The organism is Micromonospora maritima (assembly GCF_902825405.1).
Classification (GTDB): Bacteria; Actinomycetota; Actinomycetes; order Mycobacteriales; family Micromonosporaceae; genus Micromonospora; species Micromonospora maritima.
Genome location: NZ_CADEAU010000092.1, coordinates 1 through 15006, shown reverse-complemented (window position 1 = coordinate 15006; position 15006 = coordinate 1). Strand labels below are relative to the sequence as shown.

Below are 15006 nucleotides of genomic sequence, written 5' to 3'. Positions count from 1 at the left end.
CCGGCCGGCGTGGGCGTCGTCCCCCACTCGCCAGGCGCCGGTACGCCCGGCGGCCGGACCGGTCGCCGCCCGCCACCGGCCTCCGACTCGCCCGGCTCCTTGGCACCGGGCCACGGCTTGGCCACCCGCGAGGCGAGCACGAACTCCTTGCGCAGCGGATGTCCCTCGAACTCCGGCGGCAGCAGCAGCGGTCGCAGCTCGGCGTGCCCGGCGAAGTCGATGCCGAACATCTCGTGGGTCTCCCGCTCGTGCCAGTCGGCGCCGGGGAAGACGTCGACCACGGACGCCACGACCGGCTCCGCGCGGGGCACCCGGGTGCGCAGCAGCAGGCCGTGCCGGTGCGGCACCGACCACAGGTGCACCACCACGTCGAAGCCGTCGGCCAGCTCGTCCACCGCCGACAGCCAGTCGAGGAAGTCGAACCCCAGCTCGGCGTCGTCGCGTGCCGCACGGACCGCGTCGGCCCAGCTCGCCGGTGGTACGTCGACGGTGGCGCGGGCGTACCCCTGACCGCCGGAGACCGACGCGACGGCCTCCACGGGCGCGAGCAGCGCGACCACCCGCCGGCCGACCTCTTCCGGAGTCATGCGCTGATCCTATGGCCGGCGGCTGCGGGCCGGGTCGGGCCGCCCGGCCCGGATCGTCGCTTTGCCGGGCGGACCGGCGCACGGCGGGGAAAGATGAGGACCGTGCGCGCTGTGACTGTGACCCCGGGCGTCCCCGACTCGCTCCGACTCACCGACGAGTGGCCCGAGCCGGAGCCCGAGGAGGGCGCGATCCTGGTCGAGGCGCTGGCGGTGGGCGTCTGCGGCACCGATCACGAGATCATCGCCGGGGAGTACGGCGAGGCGCCGCCGGGACAGGAGCGGCTCGTGCTCGGGCACGAGTCGCTGGGCCGGGTGCTGGAGGACCCGACCGGCACGTTGCACCCGGGCGACCTGGTCGCCGGCGTGGTCCGCCACCCCGACCCGGTGCCGTGCGCGAACTGCGCGGTGGACGAGTGGGACATGTGCCGCAACGGTCGGTACACCGAGCACGGCATCAAGGGGCTGCCCGGGTTCGCCCGGGACCGCTGGCGGATCCAGCCCAAGTTCGCCGTCGGCCTGGACGAGGCGCTCGCCTCGGTGGGCATGCTGCTGGAGCCGGCCAGCGTGGTGGCGAAGGCCTGGGACCACATCGACCGGATCGGCCGCCGGGCCGAATGGACGCCGAAGACCGCGCTGATCACCGGGGCCGGGCCGATCGGGCTGCTGGCCGCGCTGCTGGCCAGCCAGCGGGAGTTGTCCGTGCACGTGCTGGACCGCAACACCACCGGCCCGAAACCGGAGCTGGTCCGCGCGCTCGGCGCCACGTACCACACGTCGACGGTCGCCGAGCTGGACCTGCAACCGGACGTCGTGGTCGAGTGCACCGGCGCGCCGCCGGTGGTGCTGGACGCGATGTGCAAGGCCGCGCCCACCGGAATCGTCTGCCTGACCGGCGTCTCCAGCGGCGGGCGGACCATCGACTTCGACGCGGGCGCGCTCAACCGGGAGCTGGTGCTGGAGAACAACGTGGTCTTCGGTTCGGTCAACGCCGGCCGCCGGCACTGGGACCTGGCCGCCCAGGCGCTCGCCCGGGCCGACCGGTCCTGGTTGAACTCGCTGCTCACCCGCCGGGTGCCGGTGTCGGCGTACCAGGAGGCGTATACCTCGACCGGCGAGGACATCAAGGTGGTGCTGGACTTCACGCAGTGAGGCGGGACGGACGCCCCGTTCAGATGCCGGGCAGCCGGCCGTTGCGGAACAGGTCCACGAAGAGCTGGTGGTCCTCCCGGGCCCGGATCCCGTAGCGGTGGGCGAAGTCGACCAGGTAGTCGGCGAAGCCGTCGGTGTCGGCGTCGACCGCCGCGACGATCGAGTCCTCGGTCGAGTAGTCGACCAGGTCGTGACTGGACTCGTCGTCGGCCACCGAGTGCATCCGGGCCACCGCCCGACCCAGGTCGGTGAGCACCCCGCCCAGCTCCTCGGGCTCGTTGACGTCGGCCCAGTCGAGGTCCGCCGCGTACGGGGAGACCTCGGCGACGAGCTGCCCGGCGCCGTCCAGCTCGGTGAAGCCCAGCCACGGGTCGGCGTGCGCCTGCAACGCCCGCTGCGACTCCGCCGTGCGGTGCCCCTGGTGCCGGAAGTACGACCGGACCCGCTCGTCGTCGACGTGCCGCGCCACGGCCGGCACCTGGGCCTGCTTCATGTAGATGACGACGTCGTTCTCCAGCGCCTGGGTGTGCCCCTCCAGCAGGAGGTTGTACGAGGGCAGCCCGGCCGAGCCGATGCCGACCCCCTTGCGCAGCACCACGTCCTTGATCGTGGTGGCCACCGGGCGCAGCCGGGAGGTCGACTCCGGCAGGGTGCCGAGGTAGTCCTCGAACGCGGCGCAGACCTTCTCCCGGGTCGCGGCGTCGATCTCGTACACGCCGTCGCCGAGGGAGAATCGGCGCTCGTAGTTGTCGATCGTGGTCTGCGCGGCGAGCAGGTCCACCCGGGTGCTCAGCCGGGCCTGCTGGAGCACCCGGCGCAGCACGCCGTCCGCGTTCTCCAGCGTGATCGAGCCGATCGCGTCGTCCCCACCGGCGGAGATGGCCCGCAGCTCGGCCAGGTACGAGCGGGCGAAACCGGTCACCAGCTCGCCGATCACCCGGTCGGAGAGCGCCTTGGCGTAGCCGAGCAGCGCCACGCTCGCGGCCAGGCGCTTGAGGTCCCACGTGAACGGCCCGACGTACGCCTCGTCGAAGTCGTTGACGTTGAACACGAGCTGCCCGGAGGCGTTCATGTAGGTGCCGAAGTTCTCCGCGTGCAGGTCGCCGTGGATCCAGACCCGGCTGGTCCGGTGGTCGAGGAACCGCTCGCTGGCGAAGTCGCCGAGCTGGTCGGCGTAGAAGAGCGAGGCGCTGCCCCGGTAGAAGGCGAACGGTGAGGCGGCCATCTTGCGGAACTTGCGGCGGAACGCCGCCGGGTCGATCGCCATGGACGCGCCGAACTCCTCGGTCAGCACGTCGACGATGAAGGCGGAACGCTTCTCCGCGGAGTCGGTCATGGTCCGCAGGCTAGTCCCGCTGCGCCACTCGGTGGCTCAGCCGACCGGAGGACGCACCGGGGGTGCGGTCAGCGCCTCCACCGGCCGCGGGACGGAGTCCGCCGGTGGGGCGAGCCGGTCGGGGCGGGGCACGCCGCCGACGCCGGACTGCTCGGCGGCGATCTTCTCCTGGAGGCGCAGGATGCCGTGCAGCAGCGCCTCCGGCCGCGGCGGGCAGCCGGGCACGTAGACGTCGACCGGGATGAGCTGGTCGACGCCCTTGGTCACCGAGTAGGAGTCCCAGTACGGGCCGCCGCAGTTCGAGCAGGCGCCGAACGAGATCACGTACTTCGGCTCGGGCATCTGGTCGTAGAGCCGCTTGACCGCCGGGGCCATCTTGTCGGTGACCGTGCCGCTGACCACCATCAGGTCGGCCTGCCGGGGGCCGTGGGCGAACGGGATCACGCCGAGCCGCATGAAGTCGTGCCGGCCCATGCTGGTCGCGATGAACTCGATGGCGCAGCAGGCCAGACCGAAGTTGAACACCCAGAGCGAGTAGCGGCGGCCCCAGTTCAGCACGAACCGGATCGGCTCGCCGAGCACGGCCGGCAACTGCACCTCGGGCCTCCCTCGCAGATCCCCTGAGGTGCCAGTCAACCACACCGGCCGAGCGCGGCACCCGGGTCCGATACGCCCGTGAGGGCCCGCACGCGGCTTTCTTCCCGGGGGGCCACGGCTGCCGAGCTCCGCCGGTATCGTGCCGGTCGATGTCGTCACGCGACGCCATTGTCTGTTCACGGGGAGGAACGGCCATGCCCATCACTCTGTCCGCCGGTCGACGAATCGTCGCCGGCCTGGCCGGCACCGCACTGGCGCTGACCGCCGCCGCTCCGGCGGTCGCCGCACCGACCGCCGACGGGGCCGCCGCCGACATCTCGGTGGGGCGCCTGGTGCTCGAACCCACGGCGCGCGGCTACCAGGGCAGCCTGCCGGTCACGGTGACCAACAACGGTCCCACCGCCACCTACTTCGCCGTCGACGTGCTGGAGCCGGTCGCCGGGTCGTTCCGCACCGCCGACCCGTTGGAGGGCTGCGTCTACCAGCCGCTTGTCGACAACCGGCGGCTCACGAACTGCATGGTGCCCGGTGGCGACATCGAGCCGGGCCAGAGCCGGTCCTTCTCCGTCTCCTTCACGGTGCTCACCCCCACCCGCGACGTCGCGATGATCGCGAAGGGGGGCCGGGTGGCGGTGAACGTCGGCGACGGCCGGGAGGAGATCGCGGACCGGGCCGGCTTTGCCGCCCGCTTCCGCTCCACCACCGGCTCGCTGCGCGATCCCGTGCCCTACGTGCAGGACAGCCAGGCCCGCGCCTCCATCTCCACGGCCGGCGCGGTCACCCTGGCCCGCCAGGAGGACGGCGCCTATCTGGGCCGGCTGCCGGTCACGGTGGGGTGGGCCGGTGACGCCGGGTACGACTTCCTGCTGGCCGAGACGGTCGGGCTCCCGGCCGGCGTCGTGATCTGGGGCACCGATCCGCAGGACCTGCCGGGCGATCTCACCAACTTCGTGGTGCCGGGCGGCACCCTCCTGGCCGGCGAGCAGCAGACCTTCGACGTGCTGTTCCGTGCCGAGGCGGACACCGTGCCGGGCGACCTCGGCACCGTCACGGTCCAGCTCTCGACGCGATGGGCCGACACGACGGTGCCCGAGGCCGACCCGGCCGACAACACCGCCTCGTTCACCCTGACCGTCGCCGGCTGACCGGAGCGGTCAGCCGAACGGGAAGCGCACGGCCCGTCCGGCTGTCCGGACGGGCCGTGCGTCAGGTGAACGCCAGCCCGGTGGTGGTGACGCAGTCGGGCCGGGCGGTCGAGAGGCGTCAGCGTCCCGCGACAGTGGGGCCGGGGCCGATCGCGGTCGGGCCGATCCAGGCGGTCAGCGCCGAGGGGCCCGGACCGATCGGGAGCGGCAGGGACGGGCCGGGGCCGATGGCCTGCGCGACGCCGGGGCCGGGGCCGATCGCCGCCACGGCGCCGATGCCGAGGGCCAGGCCCGCCAGGCCGGTCGCCCCGATGAGTGTGATCTTCCGGATGTCCATCTCGTGTCCTCCCGTGTGTCGGTCGTTCCGATGGGGAGAACGCTACGGATCAGAAAGATCCACATAAACCGCTATTAATTTATAAACGTCTATACTTATGACGATTGTCGGGAATTGCATGATGTGATGGGGGTCACACGGATCGAGGGCCCGGATCCGGTGGGATCCGGGCCCTCGACGGGCCGTGCGGGATGGGTCAGGTGAACGCCAGCCCGGTGGTGTGGGGCAGCCAGTAGCCGAGGTACGCCCCGGCGGTGACCTGGTAGCTCAACTGCCCGTTCACCCACGCGGTGGCGCCGAGCGGCGCGATCGAGGCGGCCGAGAACGTGATCCGTTTGGAGCCGGTCACGTTGCCCGCCGCGTCGTACGCGTAGCCGGTGTAGGTGCCCGGCTGGAACGAGAGCACCCGGGTCGGTTCGTAGCGGTGCTCGACCGCCTTGCCGAGCAGGATCCGCTGGCCGTACGTCTCCGGCACGAGGTAGCCGGCGAGCGCCCCGTTCGTGATCTGGTAGTAGATGCCCCGCCCGTACACCCGGATCCGCTGGTTGGCCTGGGCGCCGGAGGCCCGGGTGAGCTTCAGCGTCTTCTGGCTGCGCACCGCGCCGGTGCTGGAGAACGTGTAGCCGACGTGGGTGCCGGCGGAGAACAGCACCGCGCCGCTGACCGCCGGCGCCGGGTAGTCCGACCGCAGCAGGTAGGCGTACGTGGCGAAGGTGGGCGACCAGGTCATCTCGTAGAGCTTGAGGTTCTGCGCGGTGTGCACCTGGTGGTACTTCACGTGCGGCTGCGCGCACCCCATGGAGTAGTTGCTGGCCCACCGGGTCACCCGGAAGTGGGTCGGCAGGTAGCGGCGGACGGTGCTGGCCGCGCCGTCGAAGACGGCCACCGCCCGTTCGTCCGCGGTGAGACGCCAGTAGTCGTAGACCCCGTAGAGAGCGAAGATGTGCCCGTTGAGCACCCGCTCACCGGTGGTGCCGGCGCTCACCGGGTACTCCTCCAGCCACAGGTAGCCGTTGGGGTCGACCCAACTGCCCCAGGGCGCCGAGGCGCTGGCCGACAACGTCAGGCTGAGGAACGTGTTGTCGGCGGCGGTGCGCCACTTCGCCTCCCCGGTGATCTCGGCCAGGCCGACGAAGAGGCTGAGCATCTCGCCCTGCGCCATCCCGCTGTACCAGGGCGCGCGCAGCAACGGACGTCCGGCGCACCGGCTCAGGTCGAAGTCGTACGGGTAGAACCAGGCCCCCCGGGACTCGACCCGGCGGTCCACGTTGCGCTGGGCGTTGGCGATCGCCCGGTCGAGGAACAGCTGGTCGCCGTTGAGCCGGTAGGCGGCCAGGTTGCTCAGGCCCCACTGTGCCTGGGCGACCGGGTGGTCCCAGGTCCGGCCGGCGAAGCTGAACATCCGGACGCCCTGGGCGTCGTGCAGCCCGCGGTCGACCAGGGGCGCCGGACCGCTGTTCGTCGGCTGGGCGGCCAGCGGCAGCGGCTTCGGCAGGTGCCCGTCGCGGGCGTAGCCGGCGAGCGCGGCGGAGCGGCTGGCGCGTTCCCGTCGTTGCTGCTGCTTGACCTTGCCCGCGTCGCGCGAGGGCAGGTGCGGAACGCCCTCGGCGACCGGGTCCGGGACCCAGTCGGGATCCACCACGGAGACGTCGGTGGACCGGTCCGGCCCGGGTGGGGCGGCCGGCGCGGGACGGGCCGGCGCGAGGACGAGCAATGCGCCGGCGGTGAGGACCGCGACGAGGCGGCGGACGTGTGACGGTGTTGGAGGTGACATCCGAATACTCCCCGTGTCATCGATGTGACCTGATGCTAGACACGGCCGGAGCTGCCGTCCGACGCCGAAACGCCGGACCTGACCGCCGAACGGACGACCGCACTCACCAGGCCGGGCGCTGGAGCAACCCGACGAACCCGGCCAGCAACCGCTCGCGCAACCGCGCCGGGGCGGCGTCGAGGAGCGTGTTGACCGCCGCCATCCGGTCCGGCGTCGGACCGGTGCCCAGCCCCAGGCCGGCGGCGAGCCCGCCGATCAGCTCCGGGGTGAGCGCCTCCGGGGTGAGACCGCCGGCCATCGCCAGCAGCTCGGGCGGCAGCACGACCGGACCGGCGGCGCGCGCGGCCGCGACCGCGTCGGTCAGCGCCGGGCCGAACTCGGCCACCCGGGGCGCCACCGCGGCGGTCACCGTGAGGTGCACACTGGCCGGCAGGTCCGCGTACCGGAGCTGGGGCTGGGTGTGCCAGCCGCGCGCGGTCAGCTCGTCCACCAGCACGAACAGGTCGAGCGTGGGGTCGTCGGCGGTGAAGCAGACCACCGTGGACTCCGGCTCGGCCATCAGTCGCAGACCGTCGGCCGCCCGCACCGCGTCGGCCAGCCCGGCGACCGCGTCCCGGGTCGCCGCCGCCAACCGCAGGTAGCCGTCCTCGCCGAGGTGGCGCAGCGTCGCGTACGCGGCGGCGATGGGTCCGCCGGAGCGGGTGGAGGCGATCACCGGGTTGACCATGGTGTAGCCGGGCCAGTCGGCGTACGCGAAGTACTGCGGGGCGCGCAGCGCCGCGTCCCGGTGCAGCAGCACCGACACCCCCTTCGGGGCGTACGCGTACTTGTGCAGGTCGACCGAGATCGAGGTGACCCCGGGCACGACGAAGTCGAACGGCGGCACCGGCGCGCCGAGCCGACGCAGCCAGGGCAGCGCCCACCCGCCGAAGCAGGCGTCCACGTGGCAGCGCACCCCGGCCGCCGCCGCGACGGCGGCGATCTCCGCCACCGGGTCGACCACGCCGTGCGCGTACGACGGGGCGGACGCGACGACCAGCACGGTCTCCGGGCGGATCGCGGCGGCCACCACCGCCACGTCGGGTCGCAGCGTCACCGGGTCGACGGGCACGGTGTCGAGCGCGACCCGCAGGTAGTGCGCCGCCTTGGCGAAGGCGGCGTGCGCGCTGGCCGGCACCACGATCCGCGGCTCGGCGAGGTCGGGGCGGGCGTCGCGGGCCGCCTTGACCGCGAGCAGGAGCGACTCGGTGCCGCCGCCGGTGACGCTGCCGACCACGTCCGGCGCGTCCGTCCCGGGGCCGCCGCCGAGCAGCCGGGCGGCGGCGGCGACGAGCGCGTTCTCCATCGCCAGCAGCGACGGGAACGCGGTCGGGTCGAGGCCGTTGACGTGCGCGCTCTCCGCGTACGCGGCCTGGGCCAGCTCGTCCAGCCCGGCCACGCCCGGGTCGTAGACGTATGCGAACAGCCGCCCGCCGTGGGTGGGCCGGTCGGCGGCCCGCAGCGCGCGGATCTCGTCGAGCACGTCCGCCGCGGGCATCCCCTGCGCGGGCAGCGCGCCTCCGCCTGCCGTGTCGGTCATCGGGTGGTTCCTCTCGTGGACGGGCCGGGCGGTGCGGTGCTCACGCCCGCGTGACCGGGACATCGGCCCCGGACCCGGCGGCTGCGGGTGCGGTGGCGTCCGGCGCGGCGGCGAGCTGAGCCGGGGTCAGGGTGTAGCCGCGCAGCAGCACCAGCGGGACCGCCACCAGCAGTGCCGGCAGCACGGTGAAGCCGAGCAGCACGCCCAGACGGGCCGTGTCGGACTGGACGGCGGCGGTCCCGGTGGACGAGGAAACGTAACCGGAGAGTTGGAGCACCAGGCCGTAGATGCCCGGCCCCAGCGCCAGCCCGAACGTCTCCCCGGCGGTCCACAGCCCGGTGAACACCCCGGCCTGCCGCCGCCCGGTGCGCGCCGTGTCGAAGGCGATGCAGTCCGGCAGCATGGCCAGCGCGAACACCTGCTGGCCGGCGTACCCGACGCCGATCAGCGCGACCACCGCGTACGCCCCGGCGGCCGGCAGCGCGGGCGCGGCCACCAGGGTGAGCGCGCCGGCGGCGAAGAGCAGCGACGCGGCGACGAGCGACGCCCGTTTGCCGAACCGGGCGCCGGCCCGGCTCCAGAGCGGCATGACCAGCAGCGCCGGCGCGACGAAGCAGGCGAAGAGCAGCGTCGGGCCGCTGTCCGGCTCGCGCAGCACCTGGTCGGCGAAGTACTTGACGCCGGCCAGCACGGTGGCCACCCCGGCGGACTGGATCACGAAGCAGATCAGCAGCACCCGGAACGGCCGGTTGCCGGCGGCGACCGCGAGCTGCGCGCGCAGGCTCGGCTCGCTCTCCCCCACCGTCCCGATCGGCGCGGACCGGGTGCCCAGGAAGACGCCGACGGTGCCGGCGACGATGAGCGCGGCGACGAACACGCCCATCCACCGGTGGCCGGGCACGCCGTCACCGCCGGCGGCCACCACCGCCGGGGCCACCGCACCGGAGACCAGGATGGCCAGCGCCAGCACCGCGATCCGCCAGGTCATCAGCCGGGTACGCTCCGCCGGGTCGGCGGTCAGCTCGGCCGGCATGGCCACGTAGGGCACCTGGAAGAAGGCGAACGCGGTAGCGGTGGCCAGGAAGGCGAGCGCGACGTACGCGGCGGCGGCCGGACCGCTCCCGAACGGCGCGGCGAAGATCGCGGCGAACAGCACTGCCAGGGCGAGCCCGCCGCCGAGCAGGTACGGCCGGCGGGCGCCCCAGCGGGAGCGGGTCCGGTCGGAGATCCGCCCCGCCACCGGGTTGACCAGCACGTCCCACGCCTTCGGCAGGAGCACCAGCAGCGCGGCCAGCCCGGCCGCCACGCCCAGGGTGTCGGTGAGGTACGGCAGCAGGAGCAGCCCGGGAACGGTGCCGAACGCGCCGGTGACCAGGGAGCCCAGCGCGTATCCGAGGTGCACCCGGCGGGGCAGGCCCGAAGCTGTCATGGAGCCGAATGCTACTCACGTTATGGTCGCGGTCACATCCCCTCCTCCGGCGACCAGGCGGCCACCGCCAGGTCCACCCGGTCCCCGCGCAACGGGCAGCCCTCGGCGCGCAGCCGGGCCCGCGCCTCCCGCTCGTGTCCCGGCGGGAGCCGGCCGGCCGCGTTCACCACCCGGTGCCACGGCACCCCGCCACCGTGCCGCGCCATGATCGAGCCGACCAGTCGCGCCGACGCCCGCCCGGAGCGCTCCGCCAGCGCGTCGGCCACCGCCCCGTACGACATCGCCCGGCCCGGCGGGATCCGCTCGACAAGCGTCAGCACCGCCTCGACGTATTCGTCAGGTGTCACGAGGTGCCACGATAGGCGGCCTCAGCCGGCGACCGAGGCGACGGCGAGGTCACCGCGGGCCGCCAGCCAGAAGCCGGCCAGCTCGCCGGCGGCCACCTGATAGCTCAGCTCCCCGTTGACCCAGGCGCTGCCGCCGAGCGCCAGCTCCGTGACGGCGGCGAAGGTGACCTTCCGGGTTCCGGTCACCGCGCCGGCGCGGTCGACGGTGAAGCCGGTGTAGGTGCCGGGCTGGGCGGTCAGCGTGCGGGCGGGCGCGTACCGGTGGTCCACCGCCACCCCGAGCAGGACCCGGCGGCCGGGTTCCTCGGGCACCAGGTAGCCGGCCAGCGGACCCTCGGTGATCCGGTAGTGGATGCCGCGTCCGCGCACCCGGACCCGCTGGTCCGCGGCGACCCGGGCCGCCTTGGCCAGGGTCGCGGTCCGCTCCCCGGTGACCTGCCCCTTGAGGTCGAACGTGTAGCCCACGTGCGGTCCGCGCTCCAGCTGCACCGTGCCCCTGAGCGCCGGCGCCGGGTAGTCCGCCCGGAGGGTGTCGGCGTACTCGGCGAAGACCGACGCGTGGGTGATCTCGTACAGCTTGAGGGTCTGCCGGGTGTGGATCTGGTGGTACTTGAGGTGGAAGTGCCGGCAGTTCATCGAGTAGCGGCTGGCCCAGTTCTCCACCCGGAACCTCGTCGGCAGGTACCGCCGCACGGTGGTCGCCGCGGCGTCGAAGACCTCCGCGGCCCGGCCGTCCCCGGTCATCCGCCAGTAGTCGTAGACGCCGTAGAGGGAGAAGATGTGCCCGTTGAGCACCTGCTCGCCGCGGGGCTCGTCGTTCTCCGGATACTCCTCCAGCCACTGGTAGCCCGCCCGGTCGGTCCAGGTGGCCCACGGCTCGCTGTCGTGCACCGGCAGGGTCAGGCTGAGGAAGGTGCGGTCCGCGGCGGTCCGCCACGCCGCGTCCCCGGTCTCCTCGTAGAGCCCGACGAAGAGGCTGAGCAACTGGCCCTGCGACATCCCGCTGTACCACCGGGGCCGGAGCAGCGGGCGCTTCGTGCACCGGGTCAGCTCGAAGTCGTACGGGTACCACCAGGCGCCCCGCGACTCGACCCGCCGGTCCACGTTCCGTTGGGCGTTCGCGATCGCCCGGTCCAGGTAGATCCGCTTGCCGGTGGCCCGCCAGCCGGCCAGGTTCTGCAGCCCCCACTGGGCCTGCGCGACCGGGTGGTCCCAGACCCGGTCGTGCATCCGGAACATCCGCACGTTCTCCGCGTCGTGCAGCCCGGTGTCCACCAGCGGCGCGGCCCCCTCGCGGGACGGGATCGCCGCCGCCGGCACCGGATACGGCCGGTAGCCGTCGCGCCGGACGGCAGGCGGGCCGTCGCGGAGACCGGCCAGCACCGGCGTCAGCCCCGCCACCAGGGCGCCGGCCACGATCAGCGCCACCCACCAGGCGCGACGAATTTTCGGTTTTGTCACCACGAGCCCCCGTTCGTTCAGAACGTGACGCTAGGCAATCGCACCGCCGCGCAGGTGCCGCCGAACTGCTGATTCAAAAGGCCCGTCCGACAGGCAACCCGTGGCGATCGGACGAGGTCGGGGCGGTCGCACCCGCCGCGCCGCCACGATCTGGGAACGCGCCCCGGCCGCCGGGAGCGCAGCGCGCAGAATGGTCGGGTGCGTGAAGCAGTTACCTCGGCCCGCCGGATCGTGGTCAAGATCGGTTCGTCCTCGCTGACCACCGCGACGGGCGGCCTGGACGACGCCCGGGTCGACGCGCTCGTCGACACGCTCGGCGCGCTCCGTGCCGCCGGGCGCGAGGTGGTGCTGGTCTCCTCCGGTGCGATCGCCGCCGGCCTCGCGCCGCTCCGGCTGCCCCGGCGCCCGCGCGACCTGGCCACCCAGCAGGCCGCCGCCAGCGTCGGGCAGGGCCTGCTCATCGGGCGGTACGCGACCGCGTTCGCCCGGCACGGGCACACCGTCGGGCAGGTGCTGCTCACGGTCGACGACGTGACCCGGCGGGCGCACTACCGCAACGCGTACCGGACCCTGCGCAAGCTGCTCGACCTGCGGGCGGTGCCGATCGTCAACGAGAACGACACGGTGGCCACCGACGAGATCCGGTTCGGCGACAACGACCGCCTCGCCGCGCTCGTCGCCGCGCTCGTCGACGCCGACCTGCTGGTGCTGCTCTCCGACGTCGACGCGCTCTGGACCGGCGATCCCACCCGCCCGGGCAGCACCCGCATCACCGAGGTGCACGGCGAGGGCGACCTGGCCGGCGTCGACGTGGGCGGGGCCGGCCGCGCCGGCGTGGGCACCGGCGGCATGGTGACCAAGGTCGAGGCGGCACGGATCGCCACCGGCTTCGGGATCCCGGTGGTGCTCACCGCCGCGCCGCTGGCCGGTGCGGCACTGGCCGGCGAGGCGGTCGGCACCTACTTCCACCCGAGCGCCCGGCGGCCCGCCGCCCGGCTGTTCTGGCTGGCGCACGCCACCGCGCCCCGGGGCCGGCTCCACCTCGATCCGGGGGCGGTGCAGGCCGTGGTGGGCCGGCGCAAGTCACTGCTGCCGGCCGGGATCACCGCGGTGGACGGCGCGTTCACCGCCGGCGACCCGGTGGACCTGGTCGACGCCGCCGGCGCGCCGGTGGCCCGGGGTCTGGTCAACTACGACGCGGTGGAACTGCCGGGCCTGCTCGGACGCTCCACCTCGGAGCTGGCCGCGGCGCTCGGCCCGGCCTACGAACGTGAGGTCGTCCACCGCGACGACCTCGTCCTGCTGTAAGGAAGGGCCCCTTGTTAACGCATTCTGCATAACAGGGGTCCCCTCCTAACACCACTGCGAAGGAGTGCGGAACATGAGCGTCGTCGAGCAGGCCCGCCGGGCCCGGGACGCGGCGGAGACCCTGGCCACGACCACCCGTACGGCCAAGGACGCCGCGCTGCACGCAATGGCCGACGCGCTGGTGGCGCGTACCCCGGAGGTCCTGACGGCGAACGCGGCGGACCTGGCGGCCGGGCGCGACGCCGGGCTGTCCGCGGCCGTGCTGGACCGGCTCGCCCTCGACGCGGGCCGGGTGGCCGCCATCGCCGACGCGCTGCGCGAGATGGCTGCGCTGCCCGACCCGGTCGGTGAGGTGGTCCGCGGTGCGACCCTGCCGAACGGACTGGAGCTGCGCCAGGTCCGGGTGCCGTTCGGGGTGGTCGGGATCGTCTACGAGGGTCGCCCGAACGTGACGGTCGACGCCGCGGGCATCTGCCTGAAGTCGGGCAACGCGGCGCTGCTGCGCGGCTCCTCCTCGGCCGCGCACTCCAACGCGGCCCTGGTCGAGGTGCTCCGCGACGCGGTCGCCGGCGCCGGCCTGCCGGCGGACGCGGTACAGCTGCTCGACTCCTCCTCGCGCGACTCGGTCAAGGAGCTGATGCGCGCCCGGGGCCTGGTCGACGTGCTGATCCCGCGCGGCGGCGCGTCCCTGATCCGCGCCGTGGTCGAGGAGTCGACCGTGCCGGTGATCGAGACCGGCGTGGGCAACTGCCACGTGTACGTCGACGCCGCCGCCGACCTCGACAAGGCCCTGGCGATCACGCTGAACGCCAAGACGCAGCGCCTGTCCACCTGCAACACCGCCGAGTCGCTGCTGGTCCACCGCGACGTCGCGGACACCTTCCTGCCGGCCGTGCTGACCGCCTTCGCCGAGGCCGGGGTGACCGTCCACGGCTCGCCCGAGGTCGCCGCGCACTCCGCCTCGGTGGTCGCGGCGACCGACGAGGACTTCGCCACCGAATACCTCTCGGCCGACATCTCGGTCGCCGTGGTCGACTCGCTCGACGCCGCGGTCGCGCACATCCGCCGCTACGGCACCGGCCACACCGAGGCCATCGTCACCGACTCGCAGCGGGCGGCCCGGGAGTTCGTGGCCCGGGTGGACGCCGCCGCGGTCATGGTCAACGCGTCGACGCGGTTCACCGACGGCGGCGAGTTCGGCTTCGGCGCCGAGATCGGCATCTCGACGCAGAAGCTGCACGCCCGCGGGCCGATGGGCCTGCCGGAGCTGACCAGCACCAAGTACGTGGTGACCGGCGACGGCCACCTCCGCTGATCCACCCACCCCGGCTGGGTGGCCCGGCCGGGTGGCCCGGCGCCAGCTCGGGGAAGTGGTGGTGTCCGAATGAAGGGGATGCCACCACTTCCCCGAGCTGGTGTTGATCATCGGCCGAAACTCGTCCTCGCACGAGATCTTGGAAGGAGACGGCCCGCAGAGGGGCCACTTTCTTCCAAGATCCGGCTCGCGGTCCGGCGCGGGGCTTGGTCGCGGCGCTCTCCCCTGAAACTCCCCCGAACCCCGCCCGCGCCCGTCGCGTCCTCGCCGATCGCGGAGTTGTGGCACCTCGGATAACGGGGTCAATCCGACAAGCTGGGCGCCACAACTCCAAAATCGACGGGCGGTGTCGGTAAGGCGCCGTGCCGGGCGAGGGGGGCAGGGTTCGGAACGGGGAGCGAGGCCAGGTCTGGAACGAGGCCTGAGGGCAAACCCGGAACGGAGCCTGTGGACGCGTCGGGCACGGCACCGGAGGACCGGTCGGAGGCTGGAGGCCGGGCTTGGGCCGGGGGCTCGTCGGGGGCGGGAGGCGGGGCTTGGGCCGGGGGCTCGTCGGGGGCGGGAAGCGGGGCTTGGGGCGGGGACGCGTCGAGGGCGGGAAGCAGGGCTTGGCGCGGGGGCGCGTCGGGGGTGGGGCGCGGG

13 protein-coding genes are annotated in these 15006 nt (G+C 73.6%); 4 read left to right on the top strand and 9 right to left on the bottom strand.

What is annotated here, in order from left to right:
- On the bottom strand, positions 1-587 hold a 587-nt coding region (locus tag HUW36_RS11915; protein ID WP_174528203.1), incomplete at its 3' end, for an NADH-quinone oxidoreductase subunit C.
- A gap of 102 nt (positions 588-689) precedes the next feature.
- On the opposite strand from HUW36_RS11915, the gene HUW36_RS11910 reads away from it, so the two are divergent.
- On the top strand, positions 690-1736 hold the full coding sequence (locus tag HUW36_RS11910; protein WP_174528202.1) for a glucose 1-dehydrogenase: 1047 nt from the start codon (positions 690-692) through the stop codon (positions 1734-1736).
- Between the two features lie 19 nt (positions 1737-1755).
- On the opposite strand, the gene HUW36_RS11905 is transcribed toward HUW36_RS11910, so the two are convergent.
- Positions 1756-3072, bottom strand: a complete 1317-nt coding sequence (locus HUW36_RS11905; protein WP_174528201.1) for a DUF2252 domain-containing protein — start codon at positions 3070-3072, stop codon at positions 1756-1758.
- 36 nt (positions 3073-3108) lie between these two features.
- Positions 3109-3669, bottom strand: a complete 561-nt coding sequence (locus HUW36_RS11900) for an NADH-quinone oxidoreductase subunit B (RefSeq protein ID WP_174528200.1) — start codon at positions 3667-3669, stop codon at positions 3109-3111.
- Between the two features lie 194 nt (positions 3670-3863).
- Here HUW36_RS11900 and HUW36_RS11895 point away from each other — a divergent pair, with 194 nt between their 5' ends.
- Positions 3864-4814 carry a hypothetical protein gene (locus HUW36_RS11895; RefSeq protein ID WP_174528199.1) on the top strand — a complete coding sequence of 317 codons (951 nt, stop codon included), beginning with the start codon at positions 3864-3866 and terminating at the stop codon, positions 4812-4814.
- A 118-nt stretch (positions 4815-4932) separates the two neighbouring features.
- On the opposite strand, the gene HUW36_RS11890 is transcribed toward HUW36_RS11895, so the two are convergent.
- The 6 genes from HUW36_RS11890 to HUW36_RS11865 all read right to left on the bottom strand — a co-directional run bounded on the left by HUW36_RS11890 (position 4933) and on the right by HUW36_RS11865 (position 11741).
- Positions 4933-5151 (bottom strand): hypothetical protein, encoded by a 219-nt coding sequence (locus tag HUW36_RS11890; protein ID WP_174528198.1) that lies wholly within the window; start codon positions 5149-5151, stop codon positions 4933-4935.
- Positions 5152-5347: 196 nt separating this feature from the next.
- Entirely contained in the window at positions 5348-6925 is a 1578-nt protein-coding gene (locus tag HUW36_RS11885) for a D-glucuronyl C5-epimerase family protein (protein WP_174528197.1), read from the bottom strand.
- A gap of 103 nt (positions 6926-7028) precedes the next feature.
- Positions 7029-8504 carry a pyridoxal phosphate-dependent decarboxylase family protein gene (locus HUW36_RS11880; RefSeq protein ID WP_174528196.1) on the bottom strand — a complete coding sequence of 492 codons (1476 nt, stop codon included), beginning with the start codon at positions 8502-8504 and terminating at the stop codon, positions 7029-7031.
- A 40-nt stretch (positions 8505-8544) separates the two neighbouring features.
- Positions 8545-9933, bottom strand: coding sequence for an MFS transporter (locus HUW36_RS11875; protein WP_246248093.1), 1389 nt, complete (start codon positions 9931-9933; stop codon positions 8545-8547).
- A gap of 32 nt (positions 9934-9965) precedes the next feature.
- Entirely contained in the window at positions 9966-10280 is a 315-nt protein-coding gene (locus HUW36_RS11870) for an MGMT family protein (RefSeq protein ID WP_174528195.1), read from the bottom strand.
- A gap of 21 nt (positions 10281-10301) precedes the next feature.
- Positions 10302-11741, bottom strand: a complete 1440-nt coding sequence (locus tag HUW36_RS11865; protein ID WP_174528194.1) for a D-glucuronyl C5-epimerase family protein — start codon at positions 11739-11741, stop codon at positions 10302-10304.
- 198 nt (positions 11742-11939) lie between these two features.
- Between HUW36_RS11865 and proB the strand changes: the two genes are divergently transcribed.
- Together proB and HUW36_RS11855 are read left to right on the top strand one after the other, a co-directional pair.
- Positions 11940-13049, top strand: a complete 1110-nt coding sequence (gene proB, locus HUW36_RS11860) for a glutamate 5-kinase (protein WP_174528193.1) — start codon at positions 11940-11942, stop codon at positions 13047-13049.
- A gap of 73 nt (positions 13050-13122) precedes the next feature.
- A complete protein-coding gene (locus tag HUW36_RS11855; RefSeq protein WP_174528192.1) occupies positions 13123-14364 on the top strand; it encodes a glutamate-5-semialdehyde dehydrogenase in 1242 nt (413 codons plus the stop codon).
- Positions 14365-15006 lie beyond the last annotated feature (642 nt).